Raw genomic sequence first — 16441 nt, forward strand, 5'->3', positions numbered from 1 at the left:
CCTCCCCTACCCCGTGCGACGGTTGCCGTACTGCTGATCACTACGCCGATCCAGACGTACGGAGCCCCCTCATGGCAGACCTCCAGGACGAACTGCACCCCACCACCGAGGTCGGCGAGCTGCCGCTGGAGGAACCCTTCCCGGAGGTCCCCTACGCCTGCGATCCCCTGGAGCGGGCCCGGGAGATCCTCGCGGAGCACCCCGTCGTCGACGGGTACGGCACCCTGCCCTGGGCGCTGCGGGGCCTGCCCTGGTACGACCTCGAACTCGGCGAGAGCGCCGTCGACACGGACGTCCCCCGGCTGCGGGAGGGCCACGTCGGCGCGGTCCTGTGGGCCCTGCACCTGCCCGAGGGCGCCGGGAGCGCGGTGAGCGTCACGCTGGAACAGCTCGACCTCGTCCGTACGGTCGTCGCCGCGCACCCCGAGGGGCTGCGTCCCGCGCGGACCGCCGGGCAGGTCATCGACGCGCGCAACTGTGGCCGCGTCGCCGTCCTCCTCGGGCCCGCCGGTGCCCCCGCCCTCGACGACTCCCTCGCCGTGCTGCGCGTCCTGCACACCCTCGGGCTGCGCGTCCTCACCCTCGCCGGGACGAGTTGGGCCAGCGAGGCCGGGCTCAGCCGGTTCGGGGACGAGGTCGTGCGCGAGATGAACCGGCTCGGTGTCATCGCCGACCTCTCCGGCGCCTCCGACGCGACGATCGTCCGCGCGCTGGCGCTGTCCAAGGCGCCGGTCCTGTGCACGCGCTCAGCCGCCCGCGCGCTGCGCCCCCACCCCGACAACCTCTCCGACGAGCTGCTCTCGGCGCTGGGCCGGGCGAAGGGGGTCTGCATGGTCCCGCTCACGGCGGACCAAACAGGCCCCACGCTGACGGACGTGGCCGACCACCTGGACCACATTCGCGCCGTCGCCGGCCCCGCCTCGGTAGCCCTCTCGGGCGCGTACGACTCCCCGTCGGCCCACCCCGAATCCCTCCCGGACCCCTCGGCGTACCCCCACCTCATCACGGAACTCCTCCGCAGAGGCTGGCCGGACACCGACATCGCGCTCCTCACGTGGGACAACTTCCAACGGGTCCTGCGCGGCGCGGACTTCCTCTCCCGAACGGCTCAGCACCGCCGCGAACAGCCTCCGGCTAGGGCGGTGGGGGTGGAGGGGTAGAGGTGCGGGGGCTGGAGGGCTGGAGGGGTGGAGCTGAAGGAGTTGGACGGCGGAGGGTGCCGGGGCTGGAGGAGCTGAACGGCGAGGGTGCCGGGACTGGACGGGGCGGGGCTGAGGGTGCCGGGACTGGAGGAGCTGGACGGGGCGGGTTCCGGGGCTGGACGGCGAGGGTGCCAGGGCTGGACTGGACGGGGTGGGGTTGGAGGAGCTGGACAGCTGAGGTGCCGGGGCCGTACGGGTCGGAGGTGACGGAGCTGGACAGCCGAGGGCTACGGAGTCAGGCGGGCCGAGGGCAACGGAATCGGGCGGCGCGAGTGACGGAGCTGGACGGCTGAGTGTGCCGGAGCCCGACAGCCGCCGCCCCCTCCCCCTTCACCCCTTGGACCGGCGTTTTCCCACACCGGCCCCCCGCCGCCCCGCAGTTGGCTAGCGTGTCCCCATGACGGAGATGGACCATGACGCCCTCGTAGAGGACCTGCGCGTACGCACGAAGGAAGCACTCATCCGCATCGCCAGCCTCGTCAGCCAGACCGGCATCCCCTTCACCTTCGGCGAGGTGGTCTCCCTGGTGGAGGAGGGCCTACCGCCCGACTACCCCCACCCCACCCGAGGCATCCTCAACCGCGAAAACATGATCACGGACATGGCGTACACGATGTTCAAGGGCTACGAACCGAAGCAGTACTGACCAGCCTCACCGCCCGCGCACCTGCCCTCAGCCATGCCGCGCTCCACCCCCTTCGCTCACCCAGCTATGTCCAGCCGCGCCGCACTCCAACGCACACCTCAGCCCACCTAGGGGCGCGGGGAACTGCGCGACCAGCCACGTACTACTCGCACCCGCCACACAACGGAACCACCCCCCACCGCAAGCCGCCGACGAAGAGCACCCCCCAAGGAAAACCCACGCCAGAACGCCCGCCCCACCCTGCACACCCCCCACCCCTCAAGCCGTAGGCCGCCCCATCCCCCGATAAACCCACCCCGCCTTCCGCCACACCCCCGGATCCAGCGCATTCCGCCCATCCAGAATCACCCGCCCCCGAACAACCTCCCCCAACGCCGCCGGATCCAGCTCCCGGAACTCCCGCCACTCCGTGAGGTGGAGGACGACATCGGCCCCCCGCACAGCATCCACCACCGACTCCGCATACCCCAGCGTAGGAAAGAGCCGCCGAGCATTCCCCATCCCCTTGGGGTCGTACACAGTCACCTGACCCCCCTGGAGATGAATCTGACCGGCGACGTTCAGAGCAGGGGAGTCGCGGACATCGTCGGAGTCCGGCTTGAACGCCGCCCCCAGCACAGCCACCCGCTTCCCGAGAAACGCCCCACCCCCCAACGCCTCCCGAGCCATCTCCACCATCTGCCCCCGCCGCCGCATGTTGATGGAGTCGATCTCGCGGAGGAACGTGAGCGCCTGATCGGCCCCCAACTCCCCGGCCCGGGCCATGAACGCCCGGATGTCCTTGGGCAGACACCCACCCCCGAACCCGATCCCGGCGCGAAGGAACTTGTGCCCGATCCGATCGTCGTACCCAATGGCCTCGGCGAGCTGCACGACGTCCCCACCCGCGGCCTCACACACCTCGGCCATGGCGTTGATGAACGAGATCTTGGTGGCGAGGAACGAGTTCGCGGAGGTCTTCACCAGCTCGGCGGTGGGAAAATCGGTGACGACGAACGGCGTCCCGGCGGCAACCGGCGTCGCGTACACCTCGCGGAGCACCCGCTCGGCCCGCTCACTGCGCACCCCGACGACAAGCCGATCGGGCCGGAGCGTGTCCTGAACGGCGAACCCCTCCCGAAGGAACTCGGGATTCCAGGCGAGCTCGGCGTCGACGCCGGCGGGAGCGTGGGCGGCGAGATACGCGGCGAGCCGCTCCGCGGACCCCACGGGAACCGTCGACTTCCCGACGACCAGCGTCGGCCGGTCGAGATGCGGCGCGAGAGAGGCGATCGCGGACTCGACGTACGACATGTCGGCGGCGTACTCCCCATGCCGCTGAGGCGTGTTGACGCAGACGAAGTGGACGTCCCCGAAAGCGGCCACCTCCGCGAAGTCGAGCGTGAACCGCAGCCGCCCGGACGACCCCTCGATCCCGGCGACATGCGCCCGCAGCAGCTCTTCGAGACCGGGCTCGTACATCGGGACCTCACCCCGCTGGAGCATCTCGACCTTCTCGGGCACCACGTCGAGCCCGAGGACCTCGAACCCCAGCTCGGCCATGGCCGCCGCGTGCGTCGCACCGAGGTAGCCGGTGCCGATCACGGTGATTTTGAGGCTCATGAGGGCTCCACAGGGTTACGTCCGGACATGCGCTGCCTGAGCATAGTCGGGGCGTGCGAAGGCCCCTCACCGGGCAGATTCCCCCCTGTCGCGTAGCTCACGTATCCGTCCCGGGGACAGCCCCCTAAACTTTGAGTTACTTAACGGTAATTAGCGTCGTCTGGAGTGAATGACCGTGGCCGGATCGGCTGATTTCGACCTGTACCGCCCGTCCGAGGAGCACGACATGCTCCGCGACGCGGTCCGCGCACTCTCCGAGGCCAAGATCGCTCCGTACGCGGCGGCGGTCGACGAGGAGGCCCGCTTCCCCCAGGAGGCGCTGGACGCCCTCGTCGCGAGCGACCTGCACGCGGTGCACGTCCCGGAGGAGTACGGCGGTGCGGGAGCCGACGCCCTGGCGACGGTCATCGTCATCGAGGAGGTGGCCCGCGCCTGCGTGTCGTCCTCCCTGATCCCGGCGGTCAACAAGCTCGGCTCGCTCCCGGTGATCCTCTCCGGCTCCGAGGACCTGAAGAAGAAGTACCTCGCCCCCCTGGCCAAGGGCGACGCGATGTTCTCGTACTGCCTCTCCGAGCCCGAGGCGGGTTCCGACGCGGCCGGTATGAAGACCCGCGCGGTCCGCGACGGCGACCACTGGATCCTCAACGGCGTCAAGCGCTGGATCACCAACGCGGGCGTCTCCGACTACTACACGGTCATGGCGGTCACGGACCCGGAGAAGCGCTCCAAGGGGATCTCCGCGTTCGTCGTCGAGAAGTCCGACGAGGGCGTCTCCTTCGGCGCCCCCGAGAAGAAGCTCGGCATCAAGGGCTCCCCGACCCGCGAGGTCTACTTCGACAACGTACGCATCCCCGCCGACCGCATGATCGGCGAGGAGGGCACAGGTTTCGCCACGGCGATGAAGACCCTCGACCACACCCGCATCACGATCGCCGCCCAGGCCCTCGGCGTCGCCCAGGGCGCCTTCGACTACGCCAAGGGCTACGTCAAGGAACGCAAGCAGTTCGGCAAGGCCATCGCGGACTTCCAGGGCATCCAGTTCATGCTGGCGGACATGTCGATGAAGATCTCGGCAGCCCGAGCCCTGACGTACCAGGCCGCAGCGGCTTCGGAACGCCTCGACGCGGACCTGACGTACCTGGGCGCGGCGGCCAAGTGCTTCGCCTCGGACACGGCGATGGAGGTCACGACGGACGCGGTCCAGCTCCTCGGGGGGTACGGCTACACGCGGGACTACCCGGTGGAGCGGATGATGCGGGACGCGAAGATCACGCAGATTTATGAAGGCACGAACCAGGTCCAGCGGATCGTCATGGCCCGCAACCTGCCGTAATCCGGTTCCCCTCCGAAGTCCCCGGCGTCGATGATGCCGGGGACTCCGTACGAGGGGACCTCATGAAACTCAGCGCCGTGACGCTCGACTGCGCCGACCCCGTCGAACTCGCCGCCTTCTACCGCGCGGCGACCGGCTGGGACCCCCACCCGAAATCCGACGCGGATTTCTCCGGCCTGATCACGCCGGACGGCCTCTTCATCGGCTTCCAGCGCGTCGCCGACTACCGCGCCCCCACGTGGCCCGACCAGTCCGGTGTCCCGCAGCAGTCCCACCTGGACTTCGACGTCGACGACCTGGACGCGGCCGAGGAAAAACTCCTGGCCCTGGGCGCGACCCGCTCACCGCACACCCCCGACGGACGCCGCTGGCGTGTACTCCTGGACCCGGCGGGGCACCCGTTCTGCCTGTCGGAACGCCGCGCGTAGGAGGTCACCCATGTCCGCTGTCGGACGTTTCCGCTCGATCGTCGTGGACTGCCCGGCCCCGGCGGCGCTAGCGGATTTCTACGCGGCACTGCTGGGCGGCAAGCCGGAGGCGGAGTCGGACGACTGGATCGTCCTGCACGTCCCCGAGGGCCCCCGCCTGGCCTTCAACCTGGCGCCGGACCACGTACCCCCGGTATGGCCCTCACAACCCCACGACCAGCAGCAGTTCCACGTGGACGTCGACGCGGGGGAGACGTGGGAGGAGGTCGACGAGGCGGAGCGGAGAGTGCTGGAGCTGGGGGCGCGGGCGGTACGGCGAGCCGACGGCGAGGATTTCCGGGTGTTCCTGGACCCTGCGGGGCATCCGTTCTGTCTGTGCCGGATCGCCTAGCCACCTGCCGAGCGCCGGGTCCTACCCGTACGTCCTTCACGCCGAGAGCCGTGAGTTCCCGCCGTGCGTCCCCTCGGGCCCGGAGCGGTTGTGGCAGTGCCGGGTGAGGTCCAGCCACACGAAGCCGGTCGTGTTCCTGGACATCAGTGCGCCTCCGACAGGTGCCTGCGCAGCAACACGTTCTCGTCGGTCACCGCGCTGTGGTCATGGACCGAACGGGCATGGTGTCTCGCCGTCGCGAAGGACAGGCACGCGGTGCAGCCGGGTACGGGGGAGGGCTCGGGCAAGGGGAAATAGCGCGCGGCATGAGTTTTCGCGTCGTTTTCCATGACGTCATCATTGACGGGACGCCATAGGGGATCTACGCCGTTTCCTGTTCACGCAAGAATTCGTCACGGATTCTCTCCACCAGCCCCCTCATGGCATCCCCGGAAACGGCAACCCGCTCGAATCCGTCGAACTTCTCGATGTAAAGCGTCACGTCACGGGGATCGGTGACGGACAGCTCTGCGTGGACGGTCTCCACCGTCACCATGCGATCATCCTTGATGGAGAAAGAGTGGCTCGGGAAGTCGGTCTGCCGTGCCGAGAGCGGAACGACTCGGAGGTCGACGCTTGGTAGGCGCGAGACGGAGATGAGCTTGTCGAGTTGCCCGGCCATCACCAAAGGCGGCACGATCCTCCACCTCAGGACCGATTCCGTGACGATGAAACGGAGTTGCCGTCCCGGCTCGTAGAGAATTCCCTGTCTGGCCAGCCTCGCGGTCACGGAACGCACCAATTGTTCTTCACCAGGATCCTTGCGCGAGAGGACAGCCCGCACATATTCCGGTGTTTGCAGGAGGCCGGGAACGAGGGCGGGCTGAAAGAGCCGAAGCACCTTGGTCCGGGCCTCGATCGCCTGGATCTGCCGCTGTTTACGGTGATGTCCGAGCCGCCGGTACAACCGCCATGCCGTCGCCTCGGTCGCGGCGGCCCTGGCCGCAGACATGTACTCGGCCTTGACCTCCGGCGAGACACCTATGGCGGTGAGGATCTGCTCCACATCGACGACGCTCGGCATGACAACGCCGTTCTCGATCTTGGACAACTTGGCGCGGACCCCAACTCGGCTCTGTTCACTCCCCGTATGCTGCCCACCATTCGACGAACGGCACGGCGTGGGCGAGTGCCGTGTCCCGGTACTCCCGGAACTCCGCCAGCCGCGCCTCTTCCTCCACGATGTCGCTGCCGAGATACTTTCCGGCCCCGTCGTACGCCATCACGCCGAGCGCCTGATCGTCGAACAGCCAGAAGTCGGGCGCGTCCGGAATCGGGTTCGGGCTCTCGGTGGTGTCGAGAATGAAGAACTCCTCACCGACGCTCATGTTCCGCCGATAACCCCAGGACAGTTCGAACCGGAGGTAATCCGTCAGGGGACGGGACAGGAAATGCACGCGATAAACACGCTTACCGGCACGAGTGGCATCCCCCACGGTCGTCAACCAGTCGGCCACCCGATAAGATTCTGGCTGCTCCTCTCCCGCCAGAAAAGCACGATAAGCCTCGACCCCACCGGACTGGCTGTAATCGTCCAGCGTCTCCAACCGAAACGCTTCCCGCTCGAAAGAGGCGAAGAAGTCCCCGAGGGTACGACTAGATGAGGTTGTCACGAACGGCCTTCCGAATCAGCTCGACAGGAATCTCGACGAGAGCTTCGTGCTCCGGAACCTCCCGGTTGTGGTCCACCAGAATTCCTCCCTGCACAACGAGAGTCCCGCGATCGGTGGCGTACAAGGTCGGACACTCACCCTCGTCGCACTCACCCACCAGCCGTGTCAGTTTCACCACTGACGCACTCCTTCCGCCGGCCGACAGCCGTCTCCGTCGATCGTCCCGATACACCGAGGCATCCCACAAGAGGCTCCGGTTTCCGTTACTGGAAACTCCGCGAATCCGCACCCGCCGCGTGGGAGACGAAGCCGCTCCAGGCTGCGGGGGAAACGGTGAGGTGGGGACGTGAAGGGGATTTCGAGTCGCGGATGCTGACGGTCGATGGAGCGGTGGATATCTCGACGCAGGCGGAACCCTGTTCGCTGTAGGTCGACGTCTGCCAGGTCGGTTCGGTCATGGTCCGTCTCTCAGATGTCTCGGGCGATGCGATGGATGAGGTCGAGCGAGGGAGCGGGTTTCAGGGCAACGGCCTCCATACGGTCCAGGACGAGGCGGTACATCTCCAATCGCCCTGCCGCGTCCACGAGTTCACTCCCGTGCGCGGTATCCACCTCGACGGTGTCGAGGGCCGGCACAGGTCCGTGGAAGTAGTCGACGGCATGCCCCGTGGTGGGGAACGAGGTGCCGTCGAAGGGAATCACCCGGAGGGTGACAGCGGGGTGCCCGCTGACCTCGGCGAGGTGGCGCAACTGGTCCCTGGCGACCTCTCGACCGCCGAACTGCATACGCAGAGCCGCCTCGTGGACGACGGCCGTGTACGGCGGTGGCTGTTCGCGGTGGAGGATGGCCTGGCGCTTGATGCGGTGGGAGATGCGGAACTCGATCTCGTGCGGCCGCAGAGCGGGTACCGCTTCACGGAACAGCGCGCGAGCGTGTTCCGGTGTCTGGAGCAGGCCGGGAATGTTGATGACCTGGGTCACGCGCAGCGCCGTGGCGTGGTGCTCCAGTTCGGCCAGGTCGAGGAGACGGGGAGGCAGGGTGTCGCGGTACTCCGCCCACCAGCCACGCGTGCGGTCGGCGGCCATGACTGCGAGCGCATCGACCAAGGGCTGGTCCGTGCAGCCGTAGATATGGGCGAGCGTATGGACGCGGTCCGCGCTGACACCGAAGCGGTTGGCCTCGATGTTGCTGATCTGTGCCTGCGTCGTCCCCAGGGATCTGGCGGCCTCGACGGCCGGCATGCCGGCGCGTTCCCGCAGGCGGCGCAGTTCCGTGCCGATGCGGAGGCGTCGTGCCGTGGGGGCAGGCCTCGGTGTCATGCCCTTGCTCCTCTTTCGTACGCCTGACGTGGTGGTCACCCACACGAAGGAAACTGCTGAAGGTTTTGCTGATTACTGCAAAACCTTCAGCTCCTGGAGTCTACGGTGAGACTCGCACCGCCCAACTCGCCCCACCCGTAAGCCGAAAGGTCCCCGAATGAGCACCGTATCCCCGCCCGACACCTGGACCTACTCCCTCCGCCTCCCCCGTACCCCCGGAGCCGCACACGTCGCACGCATGACCGTGCGCGCCGCCCTCACCGCCCACGGCATGCGCGATCTGCTCCACCCGGTGGAACTGCTCACGTCCGAGCTGGTGACCAACACCTACCGCCACACCACCGGCCCCGCCTCCGTGCGGCTCACCGCCCCCGGTGGGGACCGTCTCCGCGTCGGCGTCTGGGACACGCACCCGTACATCCCCGCCGCCTTCGCCCGCCCCGCCGACGACCGGACCCCTTTCCCGCCGCCCGACGCGGAGGGCGGGCGGGGACTGTGTCTCGTGCAGGCGTACGCGCACGCGTGGGGCGGCCTGGAGACCCTCGCCGGCAAACTGCTGTGGTTCGAGGTCAAGTCCTGCTGACTGCTCCGGATCACCCCATAGCTACCGAACGTCACATCCGTCACCCTTTCCTCCCGTATGCGGATCGAGACTTTGTGTCGGCTTGGCAACAGGCGGGATCTGATTTTCCGACGGGGGTTGTATGGGGTGCAGGCCGGACCGGCACACTGTGGCCGTAACGGGATCTCCTCCCCTGAAGGGAGGGGCTTTCAGCCAGACCGGCTGAGGGCCGCCGTTACCAGCACCAGCCATCACCTACAAGGAGGTGACCTTGATGGCTACGTTCCACACAGGACGGAAGACCGACCGCGCTGTGCTTCCTCAGCAGCTCGCTCTCGAATTCGAGTCAGCAGACATCCCCCGGATCGGGGACGAAACGGGGCTCGGAGACCACCACGTGGTGGTACCCGGTGTGGAACATGTGCGAGGGGAGACCACCGGCAGTGCACCTGCCGCCGGTGGCGTCACCCCGGACCGCGAGGTCCGGGAGTCCGGCCGTGAGGCCGACCCTGTCGTGTTCGTCCTGGACCGGCACGGTGTGCCGCTCCAGCCCACCAACCCGGCCAGGGCCCGCAAGCTCCTGGCATCGGGGCGGGCCGTCGTGGACCGGCACACGCCGTTCGTGATCCGTCTGAAAGATCGCACCACCGCCGGATCGCAGGTCGACGGTGTCGAGCTGGGTATTGATCCCGGCTCGAAGCACACCGGCATCGCGGTGTTCACCGACGTGGCGGGTGAGCGCCGGGGCCGGTACAGCATCCAGCTCGACCACCGTGGTGCCCAGATCCGTAAGAAGCTGAAGCAGCGGTCCGCCTACCGGCGGGGCCGCCGCAGCCGGAACCTGCGCTACCGCGCCCCGCGCTTCTCCAACCGCACCCGCCCCGCAGGCTGGCTCCCGCCATCGCTGCGGCACCGGGTGGACACCACCACCGCATGGGTGGACCGCCTCACCCGCTGGGCCCCCGTCCGCGCCGCGCATGTCGAGCGCGTCGCGTTCGACATCCATGCCATCAGCGCCGGCCGCCCCCTGGAAGGAGCCGAGTACCAGCACGGCACCCTCCACGGCACCGAGGTCCGCGAATACCTCCTGGCCAAGTTCGGCCGCGCCTGCTCCTACTGCGGCGCCATGGACACCCCCCTCAACATCGACCACATCCACCCCCGCTCGCGTGGCGGATCCGACCGCGTCTCCAACCTGACCCTGGCCTGCGTCCCCTGCAACCAGGCCAAGGGCAGCCAACCCGTGGAGGACTTCGCACCGAAGCGGGCCGCCGACATCCTGAAACGGGCGAAAGTCCCGCTGCGGGACACCGCCGCCGTCAACGCCACCCGCTCGGCCCTGTGGCGCGCCCTCGACCAGCGCATGCCCACCTACACGGCGTCCGGCGGGCGTACGAAGTGGAACCGCACCCGCACCGGACTGCCCAAGACCCACACGCTGGATGCCCTCTCGGTCGGTGAACTCGACACCGTCACCGCGTGGCCCCGCACCGTCCTGATCGTCGGTGCCACCGGACGCGGCACCTACGCCCGCACCCGCACCGACAAACACGGCTTCGCCCGCCTGCGCCTGCCCCGCGTCAAGCAGTTCTTCGGCTTCGCCACCGGCGATCTCGTCCGGGCCTTCGTCCCGGCCGGGAAGAACGCGGGCACTCACACCGGCCGCGTCGCGGTCCGTTCCTCCGGGAGCTTCGCCGTCCGGACCGCCAGCGGCCTCTACACCGCACGGCACAAGTACTTCCGTCTGCTCCAGCGCGCGGACGGCTACGCCTACACCACCCGCCCCGAAGGAGCCATGCCTTGATCCAAAGCTGGGGCTCATGCGACGGTGAACCGCCTACCCGCTGCCCTGCTCCGCAGGAGCATCGTTTCCTCCCCAGCCCAAAGGCCAGGGTATCCACGAAGGAGTCCCGATGAACGATTGGCCCGAGGGATGGTCCGGTGACAACCGGGGCGGACGTGGCAACGCCGGCGGCGGTCACGGGTACGGCAGCGCGAGCGCACAGCCCGAGGGTGCTCGGGTGATGCGGCAGGTGCAGAGGGGCGGCCCGACGTCTCCGCCCGGGTACGGAGTGCCGGGTCAGCAGCAGGGCCAGCAGCCGTACCAGGGCCAGCAGTCCTACCAGGGCCAGCAGTCCTACCAGGGCCAGGGCCAGCCCCAGTACCTGGACCAGGGCGGCGGCCCGCAGAGCGACGGGTACGACGGGTACAACACCGGCCAGGTCTACGGCGGTGGCGGCGGCCAGGGCGCCGGTCACGCCGGCGGCGGACGCCCCGCGCCGAACTGGCGCAAGCGGATCAAGTGGGGCGCGATCACCCTCGCCGGCGTACTGATCGTCACGACCGTCGGAACGTACTTCTGGGCGGACAGCAAACTCCGCCGCGAGGTCGACCTCTCGAAGGTCATCGACCGCCCCAGCGGCGGCGACGGGACGAACTACCTGATCGTCGGCTCGGACAGCCGCGAGGGCATGTCCGCCGAGGAGAAGAAGAAGCTGCACACCGGCTCCGCCGAGGGCAAGCGCACGGACTCGATGATGATCCTGCACGTCGGCGGCAACGGCGACACGCTGATCTCGCTGCCGCGCGACTCGGACGTGGAGCTGCCGTCCTTCGTCGGCTCGGAGTCCGGCAAGACCTTCCAGGGCACCGGCAAGCACATCAAGCTGAACGCCGCGTACGCCACGGACGGCCCCGAACTCCTCGTCCGCACCGTCGAGTTCAACACGGGCCTGCGCATCGACCACTACGTCGAGATCGGGTTCGCCGGGTTCGCGAACATCGTCGACGCGGTCGGCGGTGTGGAGATCAACATCGACAAGGCGTTCAAGGACAAGTACTCCGGCGCCGACTTCCAGGCCGGCAAGCAGAAGCTGAACGGCGAGGAGGCGCTCGCGTTCGTCCGTACCCGGCACGCGTTCGCCGCGTCCGACCTCCAGCGGACGAAGAACCAGCAGAAGTTCCTGGCCGCGCTGGCGCACGAGGTCGCGACGCCGGCCACGGTCCTGAACCCCTTCGCGCTGTACCCGACGCTGAGCGCGGGCCTCGACACGCTGATCGTCGACAAGGACATGGGCCTGTGGGACCTGGGCTCGATGTTCTTCGCGATGAAGGGCGTCAACGGCGGCGACGGCACGTCGATGAACATGCCGATCTCCGGCTCCAGCGGCGGCAACCTCGTCTGGGACAAGACGAAGGTCAAGCAGCTCGTCAAGGAGCTGAACAGCGACGAGAAGGTCACCGTCACCAGTGAGTGAGCCCATACCCGGCAGGCCTTTCGACGCGGTCCTGTGCGACGTCGACAACGTCATCCGGTACTTCGACAACTCGGGCATCCACGCGCTGGAGCGTGCGGCGGGGGTCGCGGAGGGGACGACGTTCAAGGTCGCGTTCGCGCCCGACACGGGCCTGCACGCGGTCCTGGGCCACATCACCAGCCAGGAGTGGGTGTCGGTGATCGCGGAGAAACTGACGGGGATGGTGGACGACCCGACGGCGTGGGCCCTGGGCCTGGCCCTCCTGGAGTCCCCCTTCCACGCGGACGACACCGTCGTCACCCTCCTGCGCCGCGCCCGCGTCCACGTCCCCCTGGTCCTGGTCACCAACGCGACGCTGGAGCTGGAGGCGGACCTCGCGGAGATGAAGCTCACCGACCTTGCCGACCACGTCGTCAGCAGCGCCCGCGTCGGCCTCGCGAAGCCCGACCCGCGGATCTACCGCCTCGCCGTCGAGCTGGCCGGAGTCCCGCCGGAGCGCTGCCTGTTCGTGGACGACACGCTGGAGAACGTCGAGGCGGCGCAGGCGCTCGGCATGTCGACGGTGCACTTCCGCGAGGCGGCGGACCTGGAGCGGGCGCTGGAGCCGCTGCTGCGGTGAGAGCGGCGCGTTCCAGGAACGGGCCCCTTCCTCCCGGTGAACTTCCGGCCGGTACCCCCCGGTAGAGAAGAACAACCGGCGAAGTCCGTGAAACTGCTGTGAATTTCTTGAGACTTCAAGCGGGCGCACCTTCCCCACCAGCCCCACGCGTAACAAGATGACGGTCATCTCGGGGGACTCGACCACTCCACTTGCGACCGTCATGCGCATGCCCCCTCCCCGTGGGCCGGCATGCGCGGGGGAAGGCCCACCTTGTCCCAGCACCACCCCAGCCTGCGCCGCAGAGCGGCCCTGCTGACCCCTACCGTCGTCGGCGCCCTCGTCCTGGCGTCCGGCACGCCCGCGCTCGCCGCGACCCCGCAACAGACGCAGCCGACGCAGGCTCAGCCCGCGCCCGGCGCCAAGCAGAAGACGTACTCGGCCGGTATCTACTTCATCCAGCTCGCCGACCAGCCCGTCGCCACCGACCCGGCGACCGCGCCGAAGCTCGGCACCCGGCTGAACACCGCGACCGACGCCGTCCGCGACCTCGTACGCCACCTCAAGCAGGAGCGCGACAAGGTCCTCGATGCGGTCGACGGCGTCAAGCCGCTCTACAGCTACCAGCTCCTCCTCAACGGCTTCGCCGCGAAGCTGACGGCGGCCCAGGCGAGCGAACTGGCCCGCACGCCCGGCGTTTTGACGCTGACCCGGAACGAGATGGTCCACCCGCTGGCCACCACGGCCAAGGCGACCGGCACCCTCCCCGCCGCCGACACCGCCGACTTCCTCGGCCTGAAGAAGCCCGGCGGCCTCTACTCGAAGGTCCCCGGCGGCCAGCTCAACGCGGGCGCCGGCATGATCCTCGGCGACCTCGACACCGGCATCGACACCGCCAACCCGTCCTTCGCGGCCTTCCCCGGGGCCGCCCCCGGCCAGGCGGTCGTCAACGCGAAGTGGAAGGGCACCTGCGACCCGGGCCAGGACCCGGCGCACCGCGTCACCTGCAACAACAAGGTGATCGGCGCCCAGTACTTCAACAAGAGCATCACCGACCCGAAGCCGGACGACTGGCCCTCGCCCCTCGACGGCGAGTCCCACGGCACGCACACCGCGAGCACCGCGGCGGGCAACGCGAACATCGCCGCGAACGTCCCCGACAGCGGGATATCCGGGACGAAGATATCCGGCATAGCCCCGGCGGCCCGGATCGCCGCCTACCGCGTCTGCTACACGGACGGCTGCGGGACCGTCGACATCGTCGCCGCGATGGAGAAGGCCGTCGCCGACGGTGTGGACGTCATCAACTACTCGCTCGGCGGCTCCAACACCGACCACGCGAACGGCCCCACGTACCTGGCGATGCTGAACGCGGCCCGCGCCGGCGTCTTCGTCTCCGCCTCGGCCGGCAACTCCGGCCCCGGCACCGCCTCCAACGGCGTCCCGTGGGTGACGACCGTCGCCGCCTCCAGCCACGACATCGGCTACCAGGGCACGGTGACCCTCGGCAACGGCACGTCCTACCACGGCGTCAGCATCGCCGGCTCCGGCGTGCCCTCCGCCCCGCTCGTCGACGCGGCCAAGGCAGCCAAGAGCGGCGCCGACGCGGCGAACGCGGCCCTGTGCATGCCCGACACCCTCGACCCGGCCAAGGTCAAGGACGCGATCGTGGTCTGCGCGCGCGGAGGCAACGCCCGCGCCGACAAGAGCGCCCAGGTGAAGGCGTCCGGCGGGCTCGGCCTGGTGCTGTACAACACCAACGCGGCCGACGAGGAGATCGCCGACGCGCACACCATCCCCGGCGTCCACCTGAACAAGGCGGACGGCGAGGCCGTGAAGGCGTACGCGGACGGCTCCGGCGCCACCGCCGTCCTGGCCCCGGCCCGCGCCGTACGCCAGGAAGCCCCCGTCGTCGCCGGGTTCTCCTCCTCCGGGCCCGACCTCAACAGCGGCGGTGACCTGCTCAAGCCGGACATCACCGCGCCGGGCGTGGACGTCGTCGCGGGCGTCGCCCCCGGCACCCCGGGCTTCTCCGGCCAGCAGGGCATCATGTCCGGTACGTCCATGTCGGCGCCGCACGTCTCCGGGCTCGCTCTGGTCCTGCGCCAGCTGCACCCGCGCTGGACGCCGATGGAGGTCAAGTCGGCGCTGATGACGACCGCGACCACCAAGGACTCCGCGGGCAAGCCGATCCAGCGGGCCGGCGGCACCGTCGCCACCCCGCTCGACTACGGCTCCGGTCACGTCGTCGCCACCAGCGCGGCCGACCCCGGGCTCGTCTACAACTCGACGGCCGTGGACTGGGTCTCCTACCTCTGCGCGATCGGCCAGGCGCCGGCGACCACCGACGGGCGCAACGTCTGCGCGAGCGTGCGGAAGACCGACCCGAGCGACCTGAACACGCCGACGATCTCCGTCGGCGACCTCGCGGGCGTCCAGACCGTCACCCGGACCGTCACCAACGTCTCCGGTTCGGCCGGCACCTACACCGCGAGCGTCGAGACCCCGGCCGGGTACAAGGCCACCGTCTCCCCGGCCAAGCTGACCGTCCTGCCGGGCCGCTCGGCCTCGTACAAGGTGACCTTCACCCGCGCCAGTGCCGCGTACGGCAAGTGGGCGTTCGGGGCGGTCAGCTGGGCCGACGGGCACCACAAGGTGCGCTCCGCCGTCGCCCTGCGGGCGGCGCAGGTGAGCGCGGCCTCCTCGGTCAGCGGGAAGGGCGCCTCCGGCTCCGTCGCGCTCGCACCCAAGGCCGGGTTCGGCGGGACCTTCACCACCGCCGTGAACGGGCTCTACGCCGGTACGACGAAGAAGGGCACCCTCAAGGGGGCCGGTGACGTCAACCCGTCCAAGCCGGGTCCGAACACCGCCGCGAGCAAGCTCACCGTCCCGGCGGGCACCGCGCTCGCGCGGGTCGCGATCGTGTCGTCCGACTTCAAGGCGGGCAGCGACGTCGACCTGTGGGTCGTCGACAAGGACGGCAACGCCGTCTCCTCGCCGGGCGCCGGGAACAACGAGCACGCCGACCTCGCGCCGGGCACCTACGACATCTACGTCAACCAGGCGGTCGCGCCGGCCGGTTCCGGGAGCCAGACCTACACGCTCCACACCTGGCTGATCGGCAAGGGCGGCAAGCCCGCGCCGAAGGTGACGGCCACCCCGGCGTCGCAGAAGGTCAAGCAGGGGGCGGTGGCGAAGTCCACGGTGTCCTGGAAGGGTCTCAAGTCCGGCCAGGTCTACCTCGGGCTCGTCTCCTACGGGGACGGCAAGAAGGTCATCGGCACGGCCGCGCTGACGGTCGCGCCGTAGCATCCTGCGCCACAGCGGCACGCGGGGCGGATCTCCGGTCACGGCACCGGGGGTCCGCCCCTTCGCCGTCGTACTCACCGCCGTATGCCGTCGCGCCGTACGCATCTCCCACCCCCTCGGTCCCGCGACGCCGTCCGCGTC

17 protein-coding genes are annotated in these 16441 nt (G+C 69.2%); 10 read left to right on the top strand and 7 right to left on the bottom strand.

Going from position 1 to position 16441, the window contains the following annotated elements; translation table 11 throughout:
• Positions 1-71: 71 nt before the first annotated feature.
• Both J8M50_RS07650 and J8M50_RS07655 read left to right on the top strand, forming a co-directional pair.
• Positions 72-1160: a dipeptidase gene (locus tag J8M50_RS07650; RefSeq protein ID WP_010352358.1), complete on the top strand. Its 1089-nt coding sequence runs from the start codon at positions 72-74 to the stop codon at positions 1158-1160.
• Between the two features lie 439 nt (positions 1161-1599).
• Positions 1600-1848, top strand: a complete 249-nt coding sequence (locus tag J8M50_RS07655; protein WP_040835909.1) for a hypothetical protein — start codon at positions 1600-1602, stop codon at positions 1846-1848.
• Positions 1849-2106: 258 nt separating this feature from the next.
• Here the strand turns inward: J8M50_RS07655 and J8M50_RS07660 are convergent, their stop codons facing one another.
• A complete protein-coding gene (locus tag J8M50_RS07660; protein ID WP_010352360.1) occupies positions 2107-3450 on the bottom strand; it encodes a UDP-glucose dehydrogenase family protein in 1344 nt (447 codons plus the stop codon).
• Positions 3451-3619: 169 nt separating this feature from the next.
• Here J8M50_RS07660 and J8M50_RS07665 point away from each other — a divergent pair, with 169 nt between their 5' ends.
• The 3 genes from J8M50_RS07665 to J8M50_RS07675 all read left to right on the top strand — a co-directional run bounded on the left by J8M50_RS07665 (position 3620) and on the right by J8M50_RS07675 (position 5602).
• The gene (locus tag J8M50_RS07665) at positions 3620-4783 is read left to right on the top strand and encodes an acyl-CoA dehydrogenase family protein (protein ID WP_010352361.1); all 1164 of its coding nucleotides are present in this window, start codon (positions 3620-3622) and stop codon (positions 4781-4783) included.
• A gap of 62 nt (positions 4784-4845) precedes the next feature.
• Complete coding sequence (locus J8M50_RS07670) at positions 4846-5211, top strand: VOC family protein (protein WP_010352362.1); 366 nt, start codon at positions 4846-4848, stop codon at positions 5209-5211.
• Between the two features lie 10 nt (positions 5212-5221).
• Positions 5222-5602, top strand: coding sequence for a VOC family protein (locus J8M50_RS07675; RefSeq protein ID WP_010352363.1), 381 nt, complete (start codon positions 5222-5224; stop codon positions 5600-5602).
• Positions 5603-5745: 143 nt separating this feature from the next.
• Here J8M50_RS07675 and J8M50_RS07680 read toward each other — a convergent pair whose 3' ends face one another.
• The 6 genes from J8M50_RS07680 to J8M50_RS07705 all read right to left on the bottom strand — a co-directional run bounded on the left by J8M50_RS07680 (position 5746) and on the right by J8M50_RS07705 (position 8574).
• Positions 5746-5931, bottom strand: a complete 186-nt coding sequence (locus J8M50_RS07680; protein WP_010352364.1) for a hypothetical protein — start codon at positions 5929-5931, stop codon at positions 5746-5748.
• A 32-nt stretch (positions 5932-5963) separates the two neighbouring features.
• Positions 5964-6665, bottom strand: a complete 702-nt coding sequence (locus tag J8M50_RS07685; protein ID WP_010352365.1) for a DUF5753 domain-containing protein — start codon at positions 6663-6665, stop codon at positions 5964-5966.
• A gap of 55 nt (positions 6666-6720) precedes the next feature.
• Positions 6721-7188, bottom strand: coding sequence for a DUF6879 family protein (locus J8M50_RS07690; protein WP_223786180.1), 468 nt, complete (start codon positions 7186-7188; stop codon positions 6721-6723).
• A gap of 49 nt (positions 7189-7237) precedes the next feature.
• Entirely contained in the window at positions 7238-7429 is a 192-nt protein-coding gene (locus tag J8M50_RS07695; RefSeq protein ID WP_029183661.1) for a hypothetical protein, read from the bottom strand.
• A gap of 88 nt (positions 7430-7517) precedes the next feature.
• A complete protein-coding gene (locus J8M50_RS07700) occupies positions 7518-7712 on the bottom strand; it encodes a DUF397 domain-containing protein (protein ID WP_010352368.1) in 195 nt (64 codons plus the stop codon).
• 10 nt (positions 7713-7722) lie between these two features.
• The gene (locus tag J8M50_RS07705) at positions 7723-8574 is read right to left on the bottom strand and encodes a helix-turn-helix domain-containing protein (RefSeq protein WP_010352369.1); all 852 of its coding nucleotides are present in this window, start codon (positions 8572-8574) and stop codon (positions 7723-7725) included.
• A gap of 157 nt (positions 8575-8731) precedes the next feature.
• Between J8M50_RS07705 and J8M50_RS07710 the strand changes: the two genes are divergently transcribed.
• The 5 genes from J8M50_RS07710 to J8M50_RS07730 all read left to right on the top strand — a co-directional run bounded on the left by J8M50_RS07710 (position 8732) and on the right by J8M50_RS07730 (position 16300).
• Complete coding sequence (locus J8M50_RS07710) at positions 8732-9157, top strand: ATP-binding protein (protein WP_010352370.1); 426 nt, start codon at positions 8732-8734, stop codon at positions 9155-9157.
• Positions 9158-9410: 253 nt separating this feature from the next.
• The gene (iscB, locus tag J8M50_RS07715; protein WP_010352371.1) at positions 9411-10940 is read left to right on the top strand and encodes an RNA-guided endonuclease IscB; all 1530 of its coding nucleotides are present in this window, start codon (positions 9411-9413) and stop codon (positions 10938-10940) included.
• A gap of 109 nt (positions 10941-11049) precedes the next feature.
• Positions 11050-12393: an LCP family protein gene (locus J8M50_RS07720; protein ID WP_010352373.1), complete on the top strand. Its 1344-nt coding sequence runs from the start codon at positions 11050-11052 to the stop codon at positions 12391-12393.
• Positions 12386-13012: an HAD family hydrolase gene (locus J8M50_RS07725; protein ID WP_010352374.1), complete on the top strand. Its 627-nt coding sequence runs from the start codon at positions 12386-12388 to the stop codon at positions 13010-13012. The genes J8M50_RS07720 and J8M50_RS07725 overlap by 8 nt, the downstream gene beginning before the upstream one ends.
• Positions 13013-13264: 252 nt before the next feature.
• A complete protein-coding gene (locus J8M50_RS07730; RefSeq protein ID WP_010352375.1) occupies positions 13265-16300 on the top strand; it encodes a S8 family serine peptidase in 3036 nt (1011 codons plus the stop codon).
• The last annotated feature ends 141 nt before the right edge of the window (positions 16301-16441 follow it).

The sequence above is a fragment of the Streptomyces acidiscabies genome (assembly GCF_020010905.1).
Classification (GTDB): Bacteria; Actinomycetota; Actinomycetes; order Streptomycetales; family Streptomycetaceae; genus Streptomyces; species Streptomyces acidiscabies.